The 17504-nt window shown below is 66.9% G+C and carries 18 protein-coding genes; 11 read left to right on the top strand and 7 right to left on the bottom strand.

Features of this window, described 5'->3' with window-relative positions:
• The first annotated feature begins 17 nt into the window (after positions 1–17).
• Complete coding sequence (locus P12x_RS29175; protein WP_435008626.1) at positions 18–668, top strand: hypothetical protein; 651 nt, start codon at positions 18–20, stop codon at positions 666–668.
• Positions 669–1038: 370 nt separating this feature from the next.
• Here the strand turns inward: P12x_RS29175 and P12x_RS29170 are convergent, their stop codons facing one another.
• From P12x_RS29170 to P12x_RS29160, 3 genes are all read right to left on the bottom strand, one after another.
• Positions 1039–1434 (bottom strand): type II toxin-antitoxin system death-on-curing family toxin, encoded by a 396-nt coding sequence (locus P12x_RS29170; protein WP_435008625.1) that lies wholly within the window; start codon positions 1432–1434, stop codon positions 1039–1041.
• Positions 1431–1658 carry an AbrB/MazE/SpoVT family DNA-binding domain-containing protein gene (locus P12x_RS29165; protein WP_435011747.1) on the bottom strand — a complete coding sequence of 76 codons (228 nt, stop codon included), beginning with the start codon at positions 1656–1658 and terminating at the stop codon, positions 1431–1433. The genes P12x_RS29170 and P12x_RS29165 overlap by 4 nt, the downstream gene beginning before the upstream one ends.
• A gap of 221 nt (positions 1659–1879) precedes the next feature.
• Positions 1880–2530 carry an alpha/beta hydrolase family protein gene (locus P12x_RS29160; RefSeq protein WP_435008624.1) on the bottom strand — a complete coding sequence of 217 codons (651 nt, stop codon included), beginning with the start codon at positions 2528–2530 and terminating at the stop codon, positions 1880–1882.
• 195 nt (positions 2531–2725) lie between these two features.
• Between P12x_RS29160 and P12x_RS29155 the strand changes: the two genes are divergently transcribed.
• Both P12x_RS29155 and P12x_RS29150 read left to right on the top strand, forming a co-directional pair.
• Positions 2726–4519, top strand: a complete 1794-nt coding sequence (locus P12x_RS29155; protein ID WP_435008623.1) for an ArnT family glycosyltransferase — start codon at positions 2726–2728, stop codon at positions 4517–4519.
• A gap of 129 nt (positions 4520–4648) precedes the next feature.
• On the top strand, positions 4649–5875 hold the full coding sequence (locus P12x_RS29150; protein WP_435008622.1) for a hypothetical protein: 1227 nt from the start codon (positions 4649–4651) through the stop codon (positions 5873–5875).
• Positions 5876–6052: 177 nt separating this feature from the next.
• Here P12x_RS29150 and P12x_RS29145 read toward each other — a convergent pair whose 3' ends face one another.
• Complete coding sequence (locus tag P12x_RS29145; protein ID WP_435008621.1) at positions 6053–7465, bottom strand: MFS transporter; 1413 nt, start codon at positions 7463–7465, stop codon at positions 6053–6055.
• A 206-nt stretch (positions 7466–7671) separates the two neighbouring features.
• Between P12x_RS29145 and P12x_RS29140 the strand changes: the two genes are divergently transcribed.
• The 8 genes from P12x_RS29140 to P12x_RS29105 all read left to right on the top strand — a co-directional run bounded on the left by P12x_RS29140 (position 7672) and on the right by P12x_RS29105 (position 14355).
• Positions 7672–8220, top strand: a complete 549-nt coding sequence (locus P12x_RS29140) for a DUF1294 domain-containing protein (RefSeq protein WP_435008620.1) — start codon at positions 7672–7674, stop codon at positions 8218–8220.
• A 114-nt stretch (positions 8221–8334) separates the two neighbouring features.
• Entirely contained in the window at positions 8335–8535 is a 201-nt protein-coding gene (locus P12x_RS29135) for a hypothetical protein (RefSeq protein WP_435008619.1), read from the top strand.
• A gap of 290 nt (positions 8536–8825) precedes the next feature.
• Positions 8826–9704, top strand: a complete 879-nt coding sequence (locus tag P12x_RS29130; protein ID WP_435008618.1) for a PDZ domain-containing protein — start codon at positions 8826–8828, stop codon at positions 9702–9704.
• Positions 9704–10561, top strand: a complete 858-nt coding sequence (locus P12x_RS29125; RefSeq protein ID WP_435008617.1) for a PDZ domain-containing protein — start codon at positions 9704–9706, stop codon at positions 10559–10561. Before P12x_RS29130 ends, P12x_RS29125 begins: the two co-directional genes overlap by 1 nt.
• Before the next feature lie 40 nt (positions 10562–10601).
• On the top strand, positions 10602–11417 hold the full coding sequence (locus P12x_RS29120; protein ID WP_435008616.1) for an SAM-dependent methyltransferase: 816 nt from the start codon (positions 10602–10604) through the stop codon (positions 11415–11417).
• A 64-nt stretch (positions 11418–11481) separates the two neighbouring features.
• The gene (locus P12x_RS29115; protein ID WP_435008615.1) at positions 11482–12669 is read left to right on the top strand and encodes a hypothetical protein; all 1188 of its coding nucleotides are present in this window, start codon (positions 11482–11484) and stop codon (positions 12667–12669) included.
• Between the two features lie 102 nt (positions 12670–12771).
• On the top strand, positions 12772–13200 hold the full coding sequence (locus P12x_RS29110) for a hypothetical protein (RefSeq protein WP_435008614.1): 429 nt from the start codon (positions 12772–12774) through the stop codon (positions 13198–13200).
• Positions 13201–13299: 99 nt separating this feature from the next.
• Positions 13300–14355, top strand: coding sequence for a DnaA/Hda family protein (locus P12x_RS29105; protein ID WP_435008613.1), 1056 nt, complete (start codon positions 13300–13302; stop codon positions 14353–14355).
• Between the two features lie 53 nt (positions 14356–14408).
• On the opposite strand, the gene P12x_RS29100 is transcribed toward P12x_RS29105, so the two are convergent.
• The 3 genes from P12x_RS29100 to P12x_RS29090 form a co-directional block, all read right to left on the bottom strand.
• Positions 14409–15842 carry a carboxymuconolactone decarboxylase family protein gene (locus tag P12x_RS29100; RefSeq protein WP_435008612.1) on the bottom strand — a complete coding sequence of 478 codons (1434 nt, stop codon included), beginning with the start codon at positions 15840–15842 and terminating at the stop codon, positions 14409–14411.
• Positions 15843–15877: 35 nt separating this feature from the next.
• Positions 15878–16228 (bottom strand): hypothetical protein, encoded by a 351-nt coding sequence (locus tag P12x_RS29095; RefSeq protein WP_435008611.1) that lies wholly within the window; start codon positions 16226–16228, stop codon positions 15878–15880.
• Positions 16229–16349: 121 nt separating this feature from the next.
• Positions 16350–17333 carry a DUF1559 domain-containing protein gene (locus P12x_RS29090; protein ID WP_435008610.1) on the bottom strand — a complete coding sequence of 328 codons (984 nt, stop codon included), beginning with the start codon at positions 17331–17333 and terminating at the stop codon, positions 16350–16352.
• Positions 17334–17504: the final 171 nt, after the last annotated feature.

Raw genomic sequence — 17504 nt, 5'->3', positions numbered from 1 at the left:
ATGCTTAGGAGTAGCAGGTGGGCACTATCGAAGGGTTTCTCTCGTTCATAGATCGGGCCGACAGCTTGGGCGTTTCCGAAGAATGGTCGATAAACTGGCGATCCGTTCGGCGAGACGGGCGAGCCTTGCACCTGGAGGTTTTCATCGAGACCCGCTCGGAAGATATACCTGATCAATCCTGGGTGTTCCGGGTAGATGATCTCCGTGAAATCGACCTGAAGGAAGGCGGGTTCGCAGCCCACGGCGAAGTTGTTTTCTCCCGCGACCATGTCTTATTGTGGGGCTACAAGGACCTTGTCAGCCAACTCAACTTCGCAGGTCCACCAGCCAACCGTGAGGGCCTCATCTGGGACCTCTACCAGCGGCACCATCAGGTCACTGGAGGCTGGATACCCTTCAATCGCTACCTCGGTATCCACAACCGCCTTTCGGACGGTCATGGGGTCTTAGCTCAAGGGCCAGATCAACTCCTCCAAGAATACGCTTCCGTTCTCAAAGGAAGTGGTCTTGAACCATACTTCCCCTATCCACCTCATCCGCCAGTTCGGGTTTACGGGCCTAACGGTGTTTCGGAACTTCTGTGGAAGGCTGAGGAAGAGGAACTATCCGTGCTCGTGCTGTTCGACTCATACATTGTGGGCACCGGTTTTTCAGCCGAACCAGTGTAACGGACCAATTATGTGGTGCATCCGGCAAAACCCGAGACAACATCGATCCGTCACAAAGGGTTACGGGTTAGATTCTTCCGAATTTCATGCTCCGTCATCCTACTTGCCGGATGCACCATATGAATGAGATGTGCCAGCCTTTGAGGCGGAACAGAAATAGATATAATCGCTCTGATTTAAGCAAACCGCCCATCCTGGGATGATGACCAGATCGCCGGAAACCCCGGGCTTGAGGCATCAGGCGACCGGCTTGCCGGTGAATCACGAAACGGACGTTCGCTTCACCATGATGGGCCCGTTCAGGCGTGGGCCAGGAAGTCGCGCAAGGCGGGGGGCTGGCTTCGATCGAGTCTCCATGAGTCAAAGACTTTCAGATCTCAGTGCGGGTGACATTGGCCGCGAGAAACGCGGCGTATCCTCGATCGTCCACCTCGCCCGATGCCAGGGCCAGCACCGCGTTCGCCGCATCTTCTTGGGTGGCGGTAAAACGGTAGCCGTTCAGTTCCAGGAACAGTACGCCGAGCACGAAGCCGGTGCGCTTGTTCCCGTCGACGAAGGGATGGTTCTTCACGATCCCCGCCGTGAAGATCGCCGCCAGGTCGACGATTTCGGAAGCTTCGGCATAAGCGGCGTGTTGCCGAGGTCGCGCGAGGGCCGATTGCAGCAGCCCCCGATCCCGGATGCCGGGCGAACCGCCATGCAGGACCAGCAGCCGGTCGTGGATGATCAGCGACAGGCCCTCATCAATCCAGAGGGGCTCGCTCACTGCGCGAGCACATGCAGCGTGTCGCGATAACGACGCATGATTTCTTCGGCCTTCGCCATCTTCTGCTCGAATTCGGGATCGTAGGGCACAAGGCGATAGCCGCCCTCCGGGGCTTCCGTCAGATACAGCGGCGCGCCGTCTTGCGTATTCAGATGCGCGATGACCTCCTTCGGCAAAATGACGCCCAGCGAATTTCCAAACTTCCGGACCTTTAGTTCCACCATCGGGACCTCCGTTGTGTTGTTACCAATGTAATAACATTCCGCGATCCCGGCAAGGCGCGACGATCTCGCGAGCGATGTCCAGCATGGCGAACCCAGGTCTTCTGGGGGGCGCCCCATGGCTTGTCTGCCAATGGCTCCCGGAGCAAGCTCCGGGGTGGAAAGCGGCAGCAAGCTTCCGCACTCCAAGGCCTCCGGCGGCCCGCTTATTCATAAGCCCTGAGTCAGACGTGGGCCAGGAAGTCGCGCAAGGCGGGGGGACTGGCGTTGATCGAGGCCCCGTGCGGGCCGGGGTAAGTGTAGGTCTGTCCGTTGGGGATGACCTTCCGGAAGCTGGCGATGCTATCCGAGGCGACCACGTTCCGATCGTCGAGGCCGAAGGCTCCCACCACGTAGGCCGAGGTCTGGATCGGGCCGCTGAGCATGCGGATCGCCGAGGGTTTGAAATGGACTCGGCCGACGACGGCCCGGTAGAAGGCATCGCCTTGGTGCCGGTCGAGATAGTCGCGGAAGTCGGCAGGCCCGTAGTAGTCGAGGGCGGCCTTGACGTGGAGCTTGGCGACCCCAGCTAACCGAGCGGCCAGGCTCCCCCCCGCGCTGAAGCCGACGATCCCGATCGGCCGACCGTGGGCGATCGAGGCGATCTTCCGGGCCAACTGGTCGAAGGCGGCCCCCGAATTGATCTCGGGCGTGGCGATCTGGATCGCCTGGTGGCCCGCCTTCTTGAGCACCCTCGCGGCGTCGGCGGTCAGGGAACTCGGCCGCGCCGGTCGGAAGGCGTTGCCGTTGAGCACGAAGATCAGCGTGGTGAGGGTCCGGTCCTCGGCCTGCTCGAAGCCCAGGGCCCGTCGGAACCGCTCGCGGTGATTCTTCATGGGTGTGGCTCTCTGCGGCGTAATCTGGGTGAGTTGTGCAATCCAGGCTAAATGCCCCGTGTCCTGGCGTCAACCGGAATGACATCAAGAGATTCCGGCTCGTCGGGGATGGGCTATTGGGTTAGGATGCCGGGGCGTCGGGGCTCGGTCCCGGCTCGATCGGCGTGGAGCGGGGCCAGGGAGGGTCCGAACGTCATGCCCGAGAATCGGTTAGGGGTGGCGCGTCTGGCCTCGATCGTGGGCCTGTCGGCCCTCTCGATGGGGATCGGCCTGGGGTCATCGGGGCGTCTGACCTATCACGAGGCGTTCGTCGCGCAGGCGGCTCGCGAGATGATCTCGGGCGGTTCCTGGATCGTCTCGACGATCGACGGCCAGCCCTGGCTGGAGAAGCCCCCGCTGGCCACCTGGCTGGTGGCTGTCGTGGGCCTGGTGACCGGCGAGGTGAGCGAGTTCGCCGCGCGGGCCCCTTCGGCGGTCGTGGCCTGCCTGATGACCCTGGGGATCGCCGGGTTCGCGTCGAGGCGGTTCGGGCCGAACGTGGGATGGCTCGCCGGCCTGATCCAGGCGACCACGATGTGGACGATCCTCCGGGGACGCCTGGCCGAGGCCGATATCCTGCTGGCCTGCCTCGTCACCGGGACGATCCTGGCGTTCGACCGACTCCGGTCGGGGGAATCCGTCGGGGTGGCTCGCGGGCCGCACCTGACGAGGCGTCGGCTGCTGGCCGGGTTCAGATCCTCGCTCGTCGCGTCTGCCTCCCCTCCCCCTCGGGGAGAGGGGCCGGGGGAGAGGGTCGCCGCCTCATCGCTGATGATCCGATCTTCTGATCTGGAGCCGTCCTGGTCGGTCGAAGACCCTCACCCCGACCCTCTCCCGGGGGGAGAGGGAGGAAGCGAAGACCCTAACCTCGGTTCTCTCTCGGGGAGAGGCGGACTCGCGCTTCGTCCCGACCCTCCCCTGGAAGCCCCCCCTTCCCCCTACTGGCGATGGGCCTTCTTCGCTGGCCTGGGGGCCTCGGCCCTGGCCAAGGGGATCGGCTTCGGTGCGGTCCTGGCGGGCTCGGCGATCGTGGTGGTCTTGCTCTGGGATCGCGACCGGCGGGGGTTCCGGGCCTTGCGGAACCCCTGGGGATGGTGCCTGGCGGGGGTCCTGGCGCTGACCTGGCCGGTCCTGGCGGCGGTCCGGCTCCCCTCGGCGGTCTCGCTCTGGGCCTTGCACGTGACCGACCGGCTTTCGAGCCAGCCCGAGCACTTCATCGGCGGTCCCTGGTGGCAATATGTCCCGGCGGTCCTGCTCCAGGCGATGCCCTGGACCCCGCTGGCCCTGATCGGCGCGGGGCCTTCGATCGTCCGGGCGATCGCTCGACGAGGGGGGCCGGATCGCTTGCTCTGGGCCTGGGCGGTCGTGCCGGTCCTGGTCCTCTCGACGGCGACGGTCAAGAATGCCCACTACGCCATCCATGCCCTGCCCCCACTCTCGGTCTGGGCGGCGCTGGGGCTGATTCGCGTCGGGGCCCGGCTCCGACTCCGGGGGTGGTCCGAGTTCCGGGTCCTCCGAGGGGCGGTGCTCCTGTTCCTGGCCCTCGGCCTGGGCTCGGGCCTGGGGCACCTGATCCTCGGCCCCCGGCTCGACCGTCGAGGGCGCGAGTGGGCCTTCGTCGAGCAGGTCGGCCGGCAAGTCGAACGGGCGACGCCCCTGGTCTTCCTCTACGAGGATTGGGACCGCAACCCCTACCCCACCCCGTTCGGGCCGATGCCCCACGACTGGGCCATCCGGCTCTACTCGCTGGAGAGGCCCGCCGTCTGGCGTCAGGGGGTCGAAGACCTCGCGGCCCGCCCGCCCGGACCAGGACCCTATGCGCTGGTGGGTCGGGAACGCGACCTCCCTGCCCTCCGCGAGCTTGGACGGGTGGAGAGCGTGACCCAAGGGCCCGCCGACCGCTTCGACCGGACCTTCGCCCTCTTCCGGGTCGATCCCGTGACTCGCTGAACATGCCGGCAAATCGTCCGTTTTCTATGTAAATTACCCAGATCTCCCGTTAGGATGGGGGAACTGGGTCGGCCGCGCTGGCCCGGCACGACGAATCCACAGTCGAGACGCACAACCGGGAGACGCGACATGAGCAGTCTGGCGACGAAGATCCGGCCGGCCTGGGGCCTGGCGTTCGGTCTGACCCTGGCGGGCGCCGGGGACGCCCTGGCTTTCGGCCACTTCCATAAGGGTAAGCACTCGGCTCCGGTCGTCGCTTGCGACTGCGAGGCCGGCCCGGCGATGGTCCCGAAGGTCGAGACGACCTACGAGACCGTGACCGAGACGGTCTACGACCGGGTGCCGACCACGAAGATGGAGACCCGCTACCGGACCGAGTACCGGACCGAGCAGGTCCCCGTCACCCGGACGGTCTGCGAGCAGGTCCCCGTGACCCAGTCGAAGACCCGGTATCGGACCGAGTACAAGACCGAGACGGTCCCGGTGACCCGGACCGTTTCCGAGCAGGTGCCGACCACGAAGATGGAGACCCGCTACCGGACCGAGTACCGGACCGAGTCCTACACGGTCCAGAAGCCGGTGACCGAGACGGTCCAGGTCGCGCGGACCGTGACCGACAGGAAGCCGGTGACGGAGACGGTCAATCAGCCTCGGACCTCGACGGTGATCAAGCCGGTCACCAGGACGGTCATGATCAGCGAGCCCTACAGCGTGACCAAGCCGGTGACGACCGTCCGGACGGTCACCGAGTATGTGGATGTGCCGGTGGCCAGCGGCCAGGCCAGCCCCCAGGCGAGCCCGCAGGCCATGACCAAGAAGGCCGTCACCCGCGAGATCAAGGAGACGCACGACGTCACCACGACCGAGTATCGCCAGAAGCCGGTCGAGGTCACCCACCACGTCACCGAGACCAAGGTGGAGATGGTCCCCACGCAGGTCACCAGGTACGTCGCCGAGCAGCGGACCGAGATGGTCCCGACCACGAAGACTCGATTCGTCCCCGAGACGCAGACCCGCCAGGTCCCGACCCTGGTGCCCGAGCAGGTCCCCGTCACGGTGATGACCACGAACTTCCGCCAGATCACCGAGACCACGACCCGCCAGGTCCCCTACAGCGTCCCCGAGCCGTACACGGTGACGGTGATGACCACCAGGTCGCATCAGGTGACCGAGCTGATGTCGAAGCAGGTGGCCTTCACCGTGACCGAGCAGGTCCCGGTGACCACCACGACCTGCGTCCCCCGGACGGTGACCCGCCAGGTCCCGGTGACCCGGACGGTGATGGTCCCCGCCGCCGTCGCCCCGAGTGCCCAGGGAGTCGCCCCGTCCGGCCAGGCCGCCTCGCCCCAGGGCTGAGCGGATTCCGAAGGACTCGCCGAATTCGGTGGTGGCCGAGGGCCATTGCGGCCCCGTCTGACGGATCGGAGGGGACCCTCACCCGGCCTTCGGCCACCCTCTCCCAGCGGGAGAGGGGAATTTCAGGCTCCCTCTCCCGCTGGGAGAGGGTTGGGGTGAGGGAGAATTCATCACGGTTCAGGTCGGCTCGGCCAGTGCCTCGGCCAGCGGGTCGATATGGGCATTCGCCTTCGGGACTCGCTTGCCCAGGCCGAGCATCATGATGATCGTGGCGGAGATGGCCATCGAGACCGCCAGATAGGTCAGGCCGCCCCGGAAGGAGCCGGTGGTGGTCTTGACGACCCCCATCACCGAGGGGCCGACCGCGCCCCCGAGGTTGCCCACCGAGTTGATCAGGCCGATGCTCCCGGCGGCGGCGCTCTCGGCCAGGAACAGGTTGGGCAGCGACCAGAAGGCCGGAAGGTACGCCTTCAGGCCGGTCATCGCCGCGATGAACAGGCCGACGGTCAGCCAGAGCGGCGGCTTCTCCATCAGGACCATCACCCCCAGGGCCGCCGCACCCATGTAGATCGGCAAGGCCGTGTGGAGCCGGCGCTCGCCGGTCTTGTCGGAACTCCAGCCGATCACGAGCTGGCCGACCAGCGACCCGATCGGCGGGAGGATCACCAGCCAGGTGATCTGGTCGAGCTTGATCGAGTAGAGGCTCTCCAGGATGCTCGGCATGAAGAACTCGATCCCGTAGTTGCCCGTCACCACGAAGAAGTAGGCGGCGGCCAGGATCAGGACCTTGGGATGGCTGAGCGCCTGGAGCACGGTCATGTGCCGGTTGCTGCCGGCGTGCAACTCTTTCTCACGCTTCAGCTCCAGCTCCAGGGCCTCGCGTTCCTCGGGGTCCAGCCACTTCGCCTGGGCCGGGCGATCGGTCAGATAAAACAGGACCACGATCCCCAGGAGGACCGCCGGGATCCCCCAGGCGATGTAGACCCATTGCCAGCCCTCCATCCCCCAGACCTCGGGATGATGGACCATCACGCCGTTGACCATCTCGTCGGTCCCGATCTTCAGGAGGATGTTCGAGAGTTTCGGGCTGACGAACTGCGCGATCGGCGTGGCGACGAAGAAATAGGCCAGCGCCCTGGCCCGGTCGCGGCTGGGGAACCAGTGGGTCAGGTAGACGATCACCCCGGGATAGAATCCGGCCTCGGCCAGCCCCAGGAGGAACCGGATCACGTAGAAGTGCCAGGGGACGGTCACGATGGCCGTCAGGGCGGCCACGAAACCCCAGGTGACCATGATCCGGCAGATCCACTTGCGGGCGCTCCAACGCTCCACGATCAGGGTCCCGGGGATCTCCAGGAGGAAGTAGCCGACGAAGAAGATCCCGCTGGCGAAGCCGATCACCGCGTCGGTGAAGGCGGGCAGGTCCCGCTTCATCGTCAGGGCGGCGATCGCCACGTTGGATCGATCGACATAGGCGATCATGTAGCTGAAGAAGAGCAAAGGCAGGAGCCGGGCATAGGCCTTGGCCCGCGCACGGTCGAGGGGCGGGCGCACCGGGGACGGGTCGGATGAGGAGGACGATTTCGCCATGATTGGGTGGCTCGCGGTTCGGTCCGGGGGCGTCGAGGAAGAGTGGGCGCCGCCCCGATGGATTCCGAAACTAACGCGCGATCCGCCTCGCCGCAAACGTCTGGCATCTTTGGCGATCGAAATGGCCGACGGGAGCATCCGCTCGCCAAGGTCGGCTTTCGAGGCTACGATGGTCCGATACCACACGATCGGGAGAGCGGATTCGCATGGCATCGGGCATCGTCGTCTCGTTCGACCTCCACAAGGGGTTCGGGTTCATCCGTTCGGCCGAGTATCGCGAGGACGTCTTCGTCCACATCACGGCGGTCGACGGCCGGAAGGCCCTGAAGTCGGGCCAGAGGGTCGAGTTCGTCGCCGAGCCCACCGACAAGGGGCCCAGGGCCACGAGGGTCGTCCCCGGTCGGGTCGGGCTCTCGCCCACCATGTCGGCCTTCGGCCTGCTCGTCGCGATCCTGCTCGGCGTGACCGGAGGCCTGCACAAGGCGGGGGTCGGCTGGGTGGGGGCCTACCTGGGCGCGATCTGGCTGGCCACCTGGATCGCCTACGCCTGGGACAAGCGCCGGGCCGGCCGGGACGAGCGCCGGGTCCCCGAGGCCGCCCTGCTCGGCCTGGCCCTGATCGGAGGATCGCCCGCCGCCGCGATTGCCATGTTCGTCCTGAGGCACAAGACCCGCAAGCCCGCCTTCCTGATCCCGTTCGCCTGCGTGATCGCGGCGCAGGTCGTCGCGGTGGTGGCCTGGGCCCGGTGGGGGTGAGTGGCCTGCAACGTCTCAATGCCTGTCGCTCCCCCTGACGGACAAGGACGTTATGCCTCTTGTCGGCCTATTTGATCCATTGCCCTGTCAGGCCGCGGGAGATACGCTGGGGTTATGAGTACCATCCGCGAGATCGAGGACGCCATGCGCAAGCTCCCCGAAGACGAGCTTGTCGAACCTCGCGCCTGGTTTGCCGAGTACGACGCGGCTGCCTGGGACCGACAGTTCGAGCAGGATGCCACCGAGGGCCGACTGGATGCTCTGGTCGATGAAGCCCTGGGCGACTTGCGCGAGGGGCGTTGTACCGACCTGTGAATCACCGCGTGACTCCCAGGTTCTGGCAGTGCCTTCGAGGATCGTTGGGTGCCATGCTCTCGCGAAGCGTGAGCATGGGGGTGGCCCGGCCGTCTTCTCATGCTCACGCTTCGCGAGAGCATGGCACCCTGCTCCCAGTCCCAAGATTCCTCGGGCATACCCGCTCGCCGCAATCTCCGGACGGGCCGTTCCCGGCGGGCCTGGTCTCGCGTAAGATTTCAGGATCGAGTGAATTGCCGGAAGGCCCGGCCCGCCCGGGGTCTCGGGGATGGACGGAGGCGGATGATCCCATGAATCGACGATTCGCGTGGCTCGGACTGATGACGGTGGCGGTCGGCCTGGCGGTCGACGCCCCCCGGCCCGTCCCGGAAGTGGGCCGGTCGTACAAGGTCCCTTACCGGATGACCGACACGAACCACTTCCTGGTCCGGGTCCGGATCGACGGCAAGGGGCCGTTCAACTTCCTGGTCGACACCGGGGCCCCGCACATCTTCGTCGGGGCCGAGGCCGCCAGGAAGTCCGGGATCGTCGCCGACCCCGAGGAATACTTCACCTCGATCGGCCGGGTCGACTTCGAGGGCGGGGCGCACCTCGACGGCATGAAGGCGCGTATCGAGGACATCTTCCAGATGGTCGGGATGAACGCCCTGGGGCTGCCGGGCGCCTCGATCGACGGGATCCTCGGCTTCTCGGCCCTGGCCCGGTTCAAGATCGAGCTCGACCCCACCCAGGACCGGATGACCTGGACCCGGCTCGACTACGAGCCCAAGGAACCGTTCGTCCCCCGGGCCGCCCTGAAGAAGATGCAGGCCAACCAGCCCGCCGAGATGAAGGCCATGAACGCCCTGGGGCCGATCGCCAAGTTCGCCGCCGCGATGCTCGGCAAGCAGCCCGAGGAAGAACTCCACCCTCGGGGCTTCCTCGGGATCGAGCTGGCCGAGGACGCGGGGAAGCTCCGGGTCTCCGGGCTCCTGGCCGACTCCCCCGCCGCCGCCGGTGGCCTGAAGGCGGGCGACCTCCTGACGAAGGTGAAAGGCCAGGCCGTCGACACCCTCAAGGCCGCCCTCGAAGCCGTGGCCGAGGTCCGGCCCGGAGACGAGGTCGTCCTGACCCTCGAACGCGACGGCGAGACGCTCAAACGGACCCTGACCGCCGGGGAGGGACTCTGATGTCGCGACCGGATCTGATCGCCCATCGACGATGGCTCGCCCCGTTCGCGATCGCCCTGGCGGTGGCCGGCCTGGCGCTGGCCCAGGACGCCCCGGCCCCCGAGGCCAAGCAGGGACCGGCCAAGGTCCCGTTCGAGCTGGTGGCCTCGAACCACATGGTGGTGAAGGCCAAGGTCAACGGCAAGGGGCCCTATCGCCTGGTTTTCGACCTGGGTGCCCCGATCACCCTGCTGGGGAACAAGGCGGCCGAGGAGTCGGGCACGATCGCCAAGGACGCCCCCAAGTCGTTCCTGATGGCCATGCGCGGCGAGGGCCAGATCAAGACCCTGGAGGTCGGCGACCTGAAGGCGAAGGACATCCCGGTGATCGTCCTGGACCACCCGACGCTCAAGGTCCTCGGCGGCTTCCTCGGCCGACCGCTGGACGGGATCATCGGCTTCACCTTCTTCGCCCGCTACCGGACCACGATCGACTACCAGGCGAAGATGATGACCCTGGAGCCGGTCGACTTCGAGGTCCGCGACCTCGTCAAGGAGCTGCCCGACCGCCTGATGGGCCCGAAGGTCGCCAGGCGTCGGGTGCTCGCCCCCGCCGGGCTCCTGGGCCTGACCCTGGGCGACCCGGTCAAGGACGGGTCCGGGATCGCGATCCGGGCCGTCCGCCCCGGCTCCCCCGCCGAGACCGCGGGCCTCAGGCCCGGCGACGTCCTGACCACCCTCGACGGCCGATGGACCACCAGCCTCGCCGACGCCTACGCCGCCGCCCACGGGTCGACCCCCGGACAGTCGGTCGAGGCGGTCGTCCTCCGCGACGGCCAGGAAGTCCGGGTGCAGGTCAAGCCGGTCGGGGGGATCTGAGCGTAGTCTTTCGGCGATCGGTGGGCGGGGGGTGATCGACATGGCTCCGGACGCTCGGTTCGTCTCGGATCGTTTTCCTCGATCCTCTCGATATCACCCCGACTGGGTCATCGCCAACGCCAGTGGGGGGGCCAACTCGCTCTGGCTCACCGAATGGCTCGCGTCCGGGATGGATTTGCAGCCCGGGATGCGAATCCTCGACCTGGGGTGCGGCCGGGCCTGCTCGTCGATCTTCCTGAATCGGGAATTCGGGGTGCAGGTCTGGGCTACCGACCTCTGGTTCAGCGCCTCGGAAAACATCCGGCGCATCCGGGATGCCGGGGTCGACGGCGGTGTCTACCCCATCCATGCCGATGCCCGGTCGTTGCCTTTCGCGGAAGACTTCTTCGACGCGATCGTGAGTATCGACTCCTTCCTCTACTACGGGACGGACGACCTCTACCTGAACTACCTCGCCCGGTTCGTCAAGCTGGGCGGCCAGGTGGGCATCGCCGGGGCCGGATTGATGCAGGAGATCGACGGCGAGGTGCCCGACCATCTCCGGGGCTGGTGGACCCGGGACCTCTGGAGCCTGCATTCGGCCGCCTGGTGGCGGAGGCACTGGGAGCGGACCGGCCTCATGTCGATCGAGGTCGCCGACGCCATGCCCGGCGGCTGGCAATCCTGGCTCGACTGGCACACGACGGCCTTCCCGGACAATCGAGATGAGATCGAGGCGTTGGAAGCCGACCAGGGCCGTTATCTGGGATATGTCCGCCTCCTGGGCCGACGGGCCGAGGCGAATCTCGATCCTCAAATCGAATCCATCTCCACCGAATACTCGAAGCGGCCCATGCTCAGAGGCGAGTCGTCATGATCGCGCGCCGGTTTGAACCCGGGCCGTCCCTCCTCGACCCTCGACAACTACGGAGCCTCGGAGCATGCGAGTGAGCCCGTTCAGCCCGACCGCAAGAAGGATCATCGCGGGGTGTGCCGTGTGGCTGTTCTGCGGGGCCGACGAGCCGCGATCCCCCAGGATCGGCTACACCGAGTTCCTCACCGACCTGCCGGGCGGCCGTCAGCCCAACATCGCGACCATGCGGGCGATGATCGTGCAGGCCGATGGGACGGGTCGGAAGGAAGTCGCCCCGGCGCTGGCCTCCGAGCCAAATTCGTGGACCCAGTTCGCGGGCTGGTCTCCCGATGGTCGGCTGGCGATCGTCGGCCGGGGGTGGGAGAGCCCCGAGAATGCCCGGTGGGAGGAGGAGCACCGGACCTTCCGCTTCAATGCCGAAGGCTGGCTCTACGACATGAACCTGGTCGAGCTTGCCTCCGGATCGGTCACGAACCTCACGGCGGTCGATCGCGTGAGCTTCTACAACACCGGGCTGTTTTTCTGGCCGGGCGACCCGGACCGGCTCGGGTTCCAGGCGCTCATCGGGAGCGACTCCCACCCCTTCAGCATGGATCGCGACGGCCGCAACAAGCGCGATCTCACGAAGGACTCGAAGGAGTTCGCCTACGGTTTCAGTGCGTCGCCGGATGGCCGACGGATCGCCTATCACAAGAGCTATCATGTGTTCGTGGCCGATGCGGATGGCTCGAACGCGGTCGAGATCGCGACCGGGAACCCCTTCAACTTCGCCCCCCAGTGGTCGCCCGACGGCACCCACCTCCTGTTCGTCTCCGGCGAGCATTACAACTGCCATCCCTTCGTGGTGAAGTCCGACGGCACCGGTCTCCGGAAGCTGGCCGACCGGGGCGGCTATCGGGGGATGGTCGAGTTCCTCGACGTGCCCGACTTCCACGGCGGGAGTAGCGACATTCCGACCTGGTCGCTCGACAGCGCGTCGATCTTCTCCACCGCGAAGGTCGGCGAGAACGTCGAACTCTTCCGGACCACGCTCGACGGCCGATCCGAACAACTGACTCACGCGCCCGAGGGCTCGCTGCACTACCACCCCACGCCCTCGCCCGACGGCCAATGGCTGGCTTACGGATCGAAGCGAGACGGGATCCGGCAGCTTTACACGATGAAACTTGCCGATCGGTCGGAGACCCGGATCACCAATCTGGAAAAGGGCCACGCGGCCCTCTGGCCGCACTGGGAACCTTCGGCGGGACGGTGATGGCGCAAGCCCGAACCGGTCGGGAACGGCTCTCGTTTTGACGGGTCGAGTACCATCAATCATCGTCAACGTGACCAGGCTCGACGTGCAACGGGGTTGAACATGGGCTCCGATCGAGATCAGGTCTCCGACGGCGACATCCCCGAGCCCTCCGATCGGACCTCCGCGTCGCCGGCCGTTTCCGGGAGCCGGACGGTCCTCGACCTGATGGTCGCGGTGGCGACCTGCTCGCTCCTGTTCGCGGCCCACGGATCGCTCCTCAATATCGCACGCACGGGGCCGGAGCGGCATCTTCCTAACCTGGCAACGGGGATGCTGCTGATCCTGGCCACCGGTCATGTTGGGCTCACGGCCCTCCGGCGACGAAATCACTGGAGAGGTCTGGACGAGTCGCGGGACTTCGTCCTCGTGATGATTCTGGTCGTCGGCCTGATGGCTTCGGCGTTCTCGTGGCTCGCGACTCCGTTCGCGGGGGCCTTGTACCTGGCGGCAACTTTGGTCATCCTCACCTACGCCATGCGCCGGCCTTGATCCTCGATGTCGGCCGGGCGACGGACCTTTACCCAGCGTTTAGCCACCCTTCCTGGGTGAGCGGGCAATTCAGGATCGACCGCAACGGAGGGCGGCCCGATGTCCGACTTCGCTCGACCTTCGACGCCCTCCCATCCGTGGGACGGCTACCTGATCGGGCCGGAGAATGCGCTGGCGCAGGCGGGGGCGATGGCCCTGGCCCGGGGGGAGACGGCGGGGATCTCGCCCCTGGTGGTTCACGGGCCGTCGGGATCGGGGAAGTCGCGGTTGCTGACGGGCCTGGTCGCCGAGCGGTTGCTCCGTCGACCGGAATCGGTGGTGGCCCAGATCGAGGCGGAGGCGTTCGCGGCCGCTTGTGCCGAGGCTTCGGGCCGCTCGGGCGGATGGGCGGAACTCCGCGACCGGTTCCGACGTCTCGACCTGTTCGTGATCGATGATCTGCAATCGCTGGAGCGGGCCCCCTGGGCGATGGTCGAACTTTCGCACACACTCGATGCCCTGGACGAAGCCGGGGCGTCGGTGGCCGTCGCGGCGAGGTCGGGGCCGGGCCAGTGGTTGAACTGGCCTCCGAGGCTGGTCAACCGGCTGGTCGGCGGGTTGTCGGTCCGGCTCGACCCTCCCTCGGTCGAGTCGCGTCGGCGCTATCTCCTCGAACTCGCGAGGTCCCGAGGGCTGGCCCTGCCCATCGACGTGATCGAGCCGATGGCCGAGGCGGCCGACGGCTACCGGACGCTCGATGGCTGGCTCTCGCAGTTGAACCTGGCATCGAAGGTCCACCGGCGCGAGATCGGTCCGGAACTGGTCGGGCCGATCCTGGCGGGCGACCCGGTCGGCGAAGGCCCGACCCTGGAGGCGATCGCCAAAGCGGTGGCCGAGCGGTTCGGCCTCCGGCTCCGCGACCTCCGAGGCTCGACCCGTCGGGCGGTCGTCGCCGAGGCCCGGCACCTGGCGATGCACCTGGCGCGGCTCCACACCCCAATGAGCTTCCGGGCCATCGGCGAATACTTCGGGAAGCGAGATCCCGCCACCGTCCGACACGCCTGCAAGGCCGCCGCCGACCGGATCGCCGCCGACCCCGCCCTGGGTGCCGCCTGCCTGGGGATCGCCGGGAAGCTGAGGCTGGGAGGACTGGGAGCTGGAGGACTGGAGGGCTGAGGGACTGGAGGACTCGGGGCAACGCCGAAGACCTCCAGCCCCGACCCCGAGGGTCAATTCTCGAGCGTGAGCCCGGCGGCCTCGGTGATCCGGTCGAAGGAAGCTCGGGTGGTGGTGTAGCTGATGAGCTGGACCACGTCGCGGGGGCCGGCGAGCTTGACGGCCCGGTCCACTTCGTCGTCGGTCAGGACCACGGGCGAGGCCGCCAGCTTGCAGGCCACGGTGAACATCGCCCGCTCGGTCGGGCTGGAGCTCGACCAGTCGCCATCGAGTTGATCGATCTGATCGTCGGACTGGCCCAACTCCTTGAGCCGGGCCTTCGCCAGGCCGAGGGCGTACCAGGCTCGGTCTTGCCGGGCGATGATCCAGCTGACCTGGGCCTTGAGGAGCGGCGAGAGTTCTCCCTTCTCCTCGGCGGCCCGGATGCTGGTGACCCGGTTGAGACCCTCACGCGGGAAGTTGGCCACGAGCCGGACCCACTGGGGGATCGGGCCTTCCGGATAGAACTCGGAGACGATCGCTCGGGCCTGGGCCTCGTCCAGGAGTGGGAGGCGCGGGGTCCGTTTGCGGGCGCCTTCGAGGGCCTTCTCCACCTCGGCCCGGGATTCGAGCGGGGGGCGTCGGAAGACGGTCCGCCGGGTGGGCTCGCCGGTCGTGGGGTCGTTCAGGACCGGGGCGACCCGGGTGATGCTGGCCTGGAACTTCTCGGGGGTCGGGGTCAGGTAAGTCTGCGGGTGGTCGGGCGCGGGTGCGGGGCTCGCGATCGCGCCGGCGGCCGATCTCCGGTTGAAGTTGCCGCCGTCCTTCGACTGGGGGACGCCCGCCCCTTCCTTCCAGCGATTGATCGCGTTATTGCCGGCGACCGAGAGGATCATCTCCAGGATCTGCAAGTCTTTATAATATTTGCGGAGCCCGTCGATGTCGGAGTCGGTCAGCGCATTCGGCTCGAAGGTGATCTTCCGGGCGAAGGCGAAGGCCGCACGCTCGGCGGGGGTGGCCCCCGACCAGTCGCCATCCAACGCGGCGATCTGATCCTCGGTCAGGCCGGCCGCCAGGAGCTTCGATTCCTGGTGCCCCAGACAATACTGGCAGTTGTTGGTCCGCGAGACGATCCAGAACAGCTCGGTCTTGAACGCATAATCGAGCGACATATTCGAGTCGATGTTGCGTCCGAAGGCGGCGGGTGCCGGGGCCGCCCCGTTGGTGCCGCGCGCCGCGTTTCGATTCCCCCCGAAACCGAACCCCTCGCCGGGGGGCAGGTAGAGCGTCCGGAGTCGGGCCTCGTAACCGGCCTCGCGCCCGTTGAGCGTCGCCTTCTCGTCCTCGGTCAGCTCGGGGAGCGGGATCCGGGGCTTCCGGGCCTTCATGTCTTCGAGGAGCTGCTTCATCTCGGGCCGGGTGAGGGGCACCGGGCGGGGCTCGTCGGCCCCGGCGAGCGCGCCCGAGCCCAGGAGCAGGCCCATCGCCAGTTTCAGAGATCGGTTCATGAAATCAACCCTTGCCATGGTGGATGAATCGTGGGTCAGTCGTCCTGCCGGAGGACCATCAGTTGGGGGTCGGTGGTGACGGCGTAGACCGCGTCCTTCTTGATCACCTTGCCCCGAGGCCCCTTCAGTTCGAGGGCGACGGTGTAGTTGAGGTCGGACCCGACGAGGCGTCCCTCGTCGACGGCCCGGTAGTCCAGGAGGCGGTGGCCCGACGCCCAGTCGCCGTCGGCAACATGGATCGAGGGGGTTTGCGCCGAGAGCGACTCGGGCTTCTCGCCCCCCTTCCAGGCTTCGAGCGCGGCCTGGAGGGCCTTTCGGCCTTCGTTCGGGTCGGACGGCCGGGCGGTCGGGCCGCATCCCGTCGAGGCCATCATGGACGCGAGCATCAGTATGAGACCTCCCGCCGGCGTCCAGGGCCGGCGGGGTTGCGTGATTCCAATCCGGTTCAAGGGAAGCTCTCCGGTCGATGATCCGACGAGGGGGGAGGTCGGGCGACGTCCGATCGGATCAGAAGCTATCGCTGCTGATCACCTCGTTGCCGTTTCGGGTCCCCACGGCGCGCCAGGCCTTCAGGTCGATCGTCGACTTGAAGAAACGGACCGAGCCGTCGATCAGGCAGACATTGACCCCGCCTGGGTGGCGGCTGTTGGCCGTGGTGCTGATCCTCTGCGGCGGGAACATGCACGACCGCGAGTTCGGCGGGGTGGCGTGATAGTAGCGGGAGGGCGTGTGGCCGTCGGACATCCAGGGGGCCCCGGCGTTCGAGTTCCCCTGCTTGGTGAGGTCGGTGATGACGACCGCCTTGCAATCCTGGTAGGCCTCGTCGGCGTTGCTCGGGTGGGTCCCCGGCTGGTAGGTGTCGGACAGTTCGGTCGAGATCGAGTTGCTGAAGTCACCCTTGACGTGCTCGCTGAAGGCGGCGGTATTGCTCGTGCCGTCGATCACGGTGGCGAACTGGATGAGGTTGTCGAGGAAGAACGCGCCATTGGGGGCCGGCAGGGCGGTGTTGATGCCCGCGGTGTCGGTCGGCCCGTAGGTGTTGACGATGCTGGTCCCGTAATTCGCCCGGTAGTTGGTCCCGGCATAGCCCGCCGGGAGCACGTTCTGGGCGTCGCTCGGGCAGAGGAAGGTGGCCACGCTGGTGACCAGGGCCGTCGCGTTGACCAGGTTGGTGGACGTGTAGCTGAAGTTGATCGCGTTGGCGACGTTGGCCTGTTCCAGGTACGGCAGGAGCCGAGTCTGGCTGGAGATATTGTTCGTCTCGCCGGTGGCGACGTTCCGCCCCTGGCCGATCGGGAAGCAGCCGTTGGTGTCGTGGTAGTTGTGCAGGGCCAGGCCCAACTGCTTGAGATTGTTGACGCACTGACTCCGGCGGGCGGCCTCGCGGGCGGCCTGCACGGCCGGCAAGAGCAGGGCGATCAGGACCGCGATGATGGCGATGACGACCAGCAACTCGATGAGCGTGAACGCGGGACGATGATGGCGGCGCATGAGATCTCCCCCTAATAGGAATGCTGATGATTTCGCGCAAAGGATGGTCGATCGGAGAACCAGCCGGGGTCGACGCGGGGTCGCCGGGCGGGATGGGATCGTCGAGGGACGACGGGCCGGGATCATCGGGGGCGCCGAGGGCGCGGGATGATCTCGGTACGGTCGCGCGGA

Source organism: Tundrisphaera lichenicola, from assembly GCF_051175385.1.
GTDB lineage: Bacteria > Planctomycetota > Planctomycetia > Isosphaerales > Isosphaeraceae > Tundrisphaera > Tundrisphaera lichenicola.
Note: the sequence above shows the minus strand (reverse complement) of the source record. Positions and strands in the feature narration are given on the sequence as shown.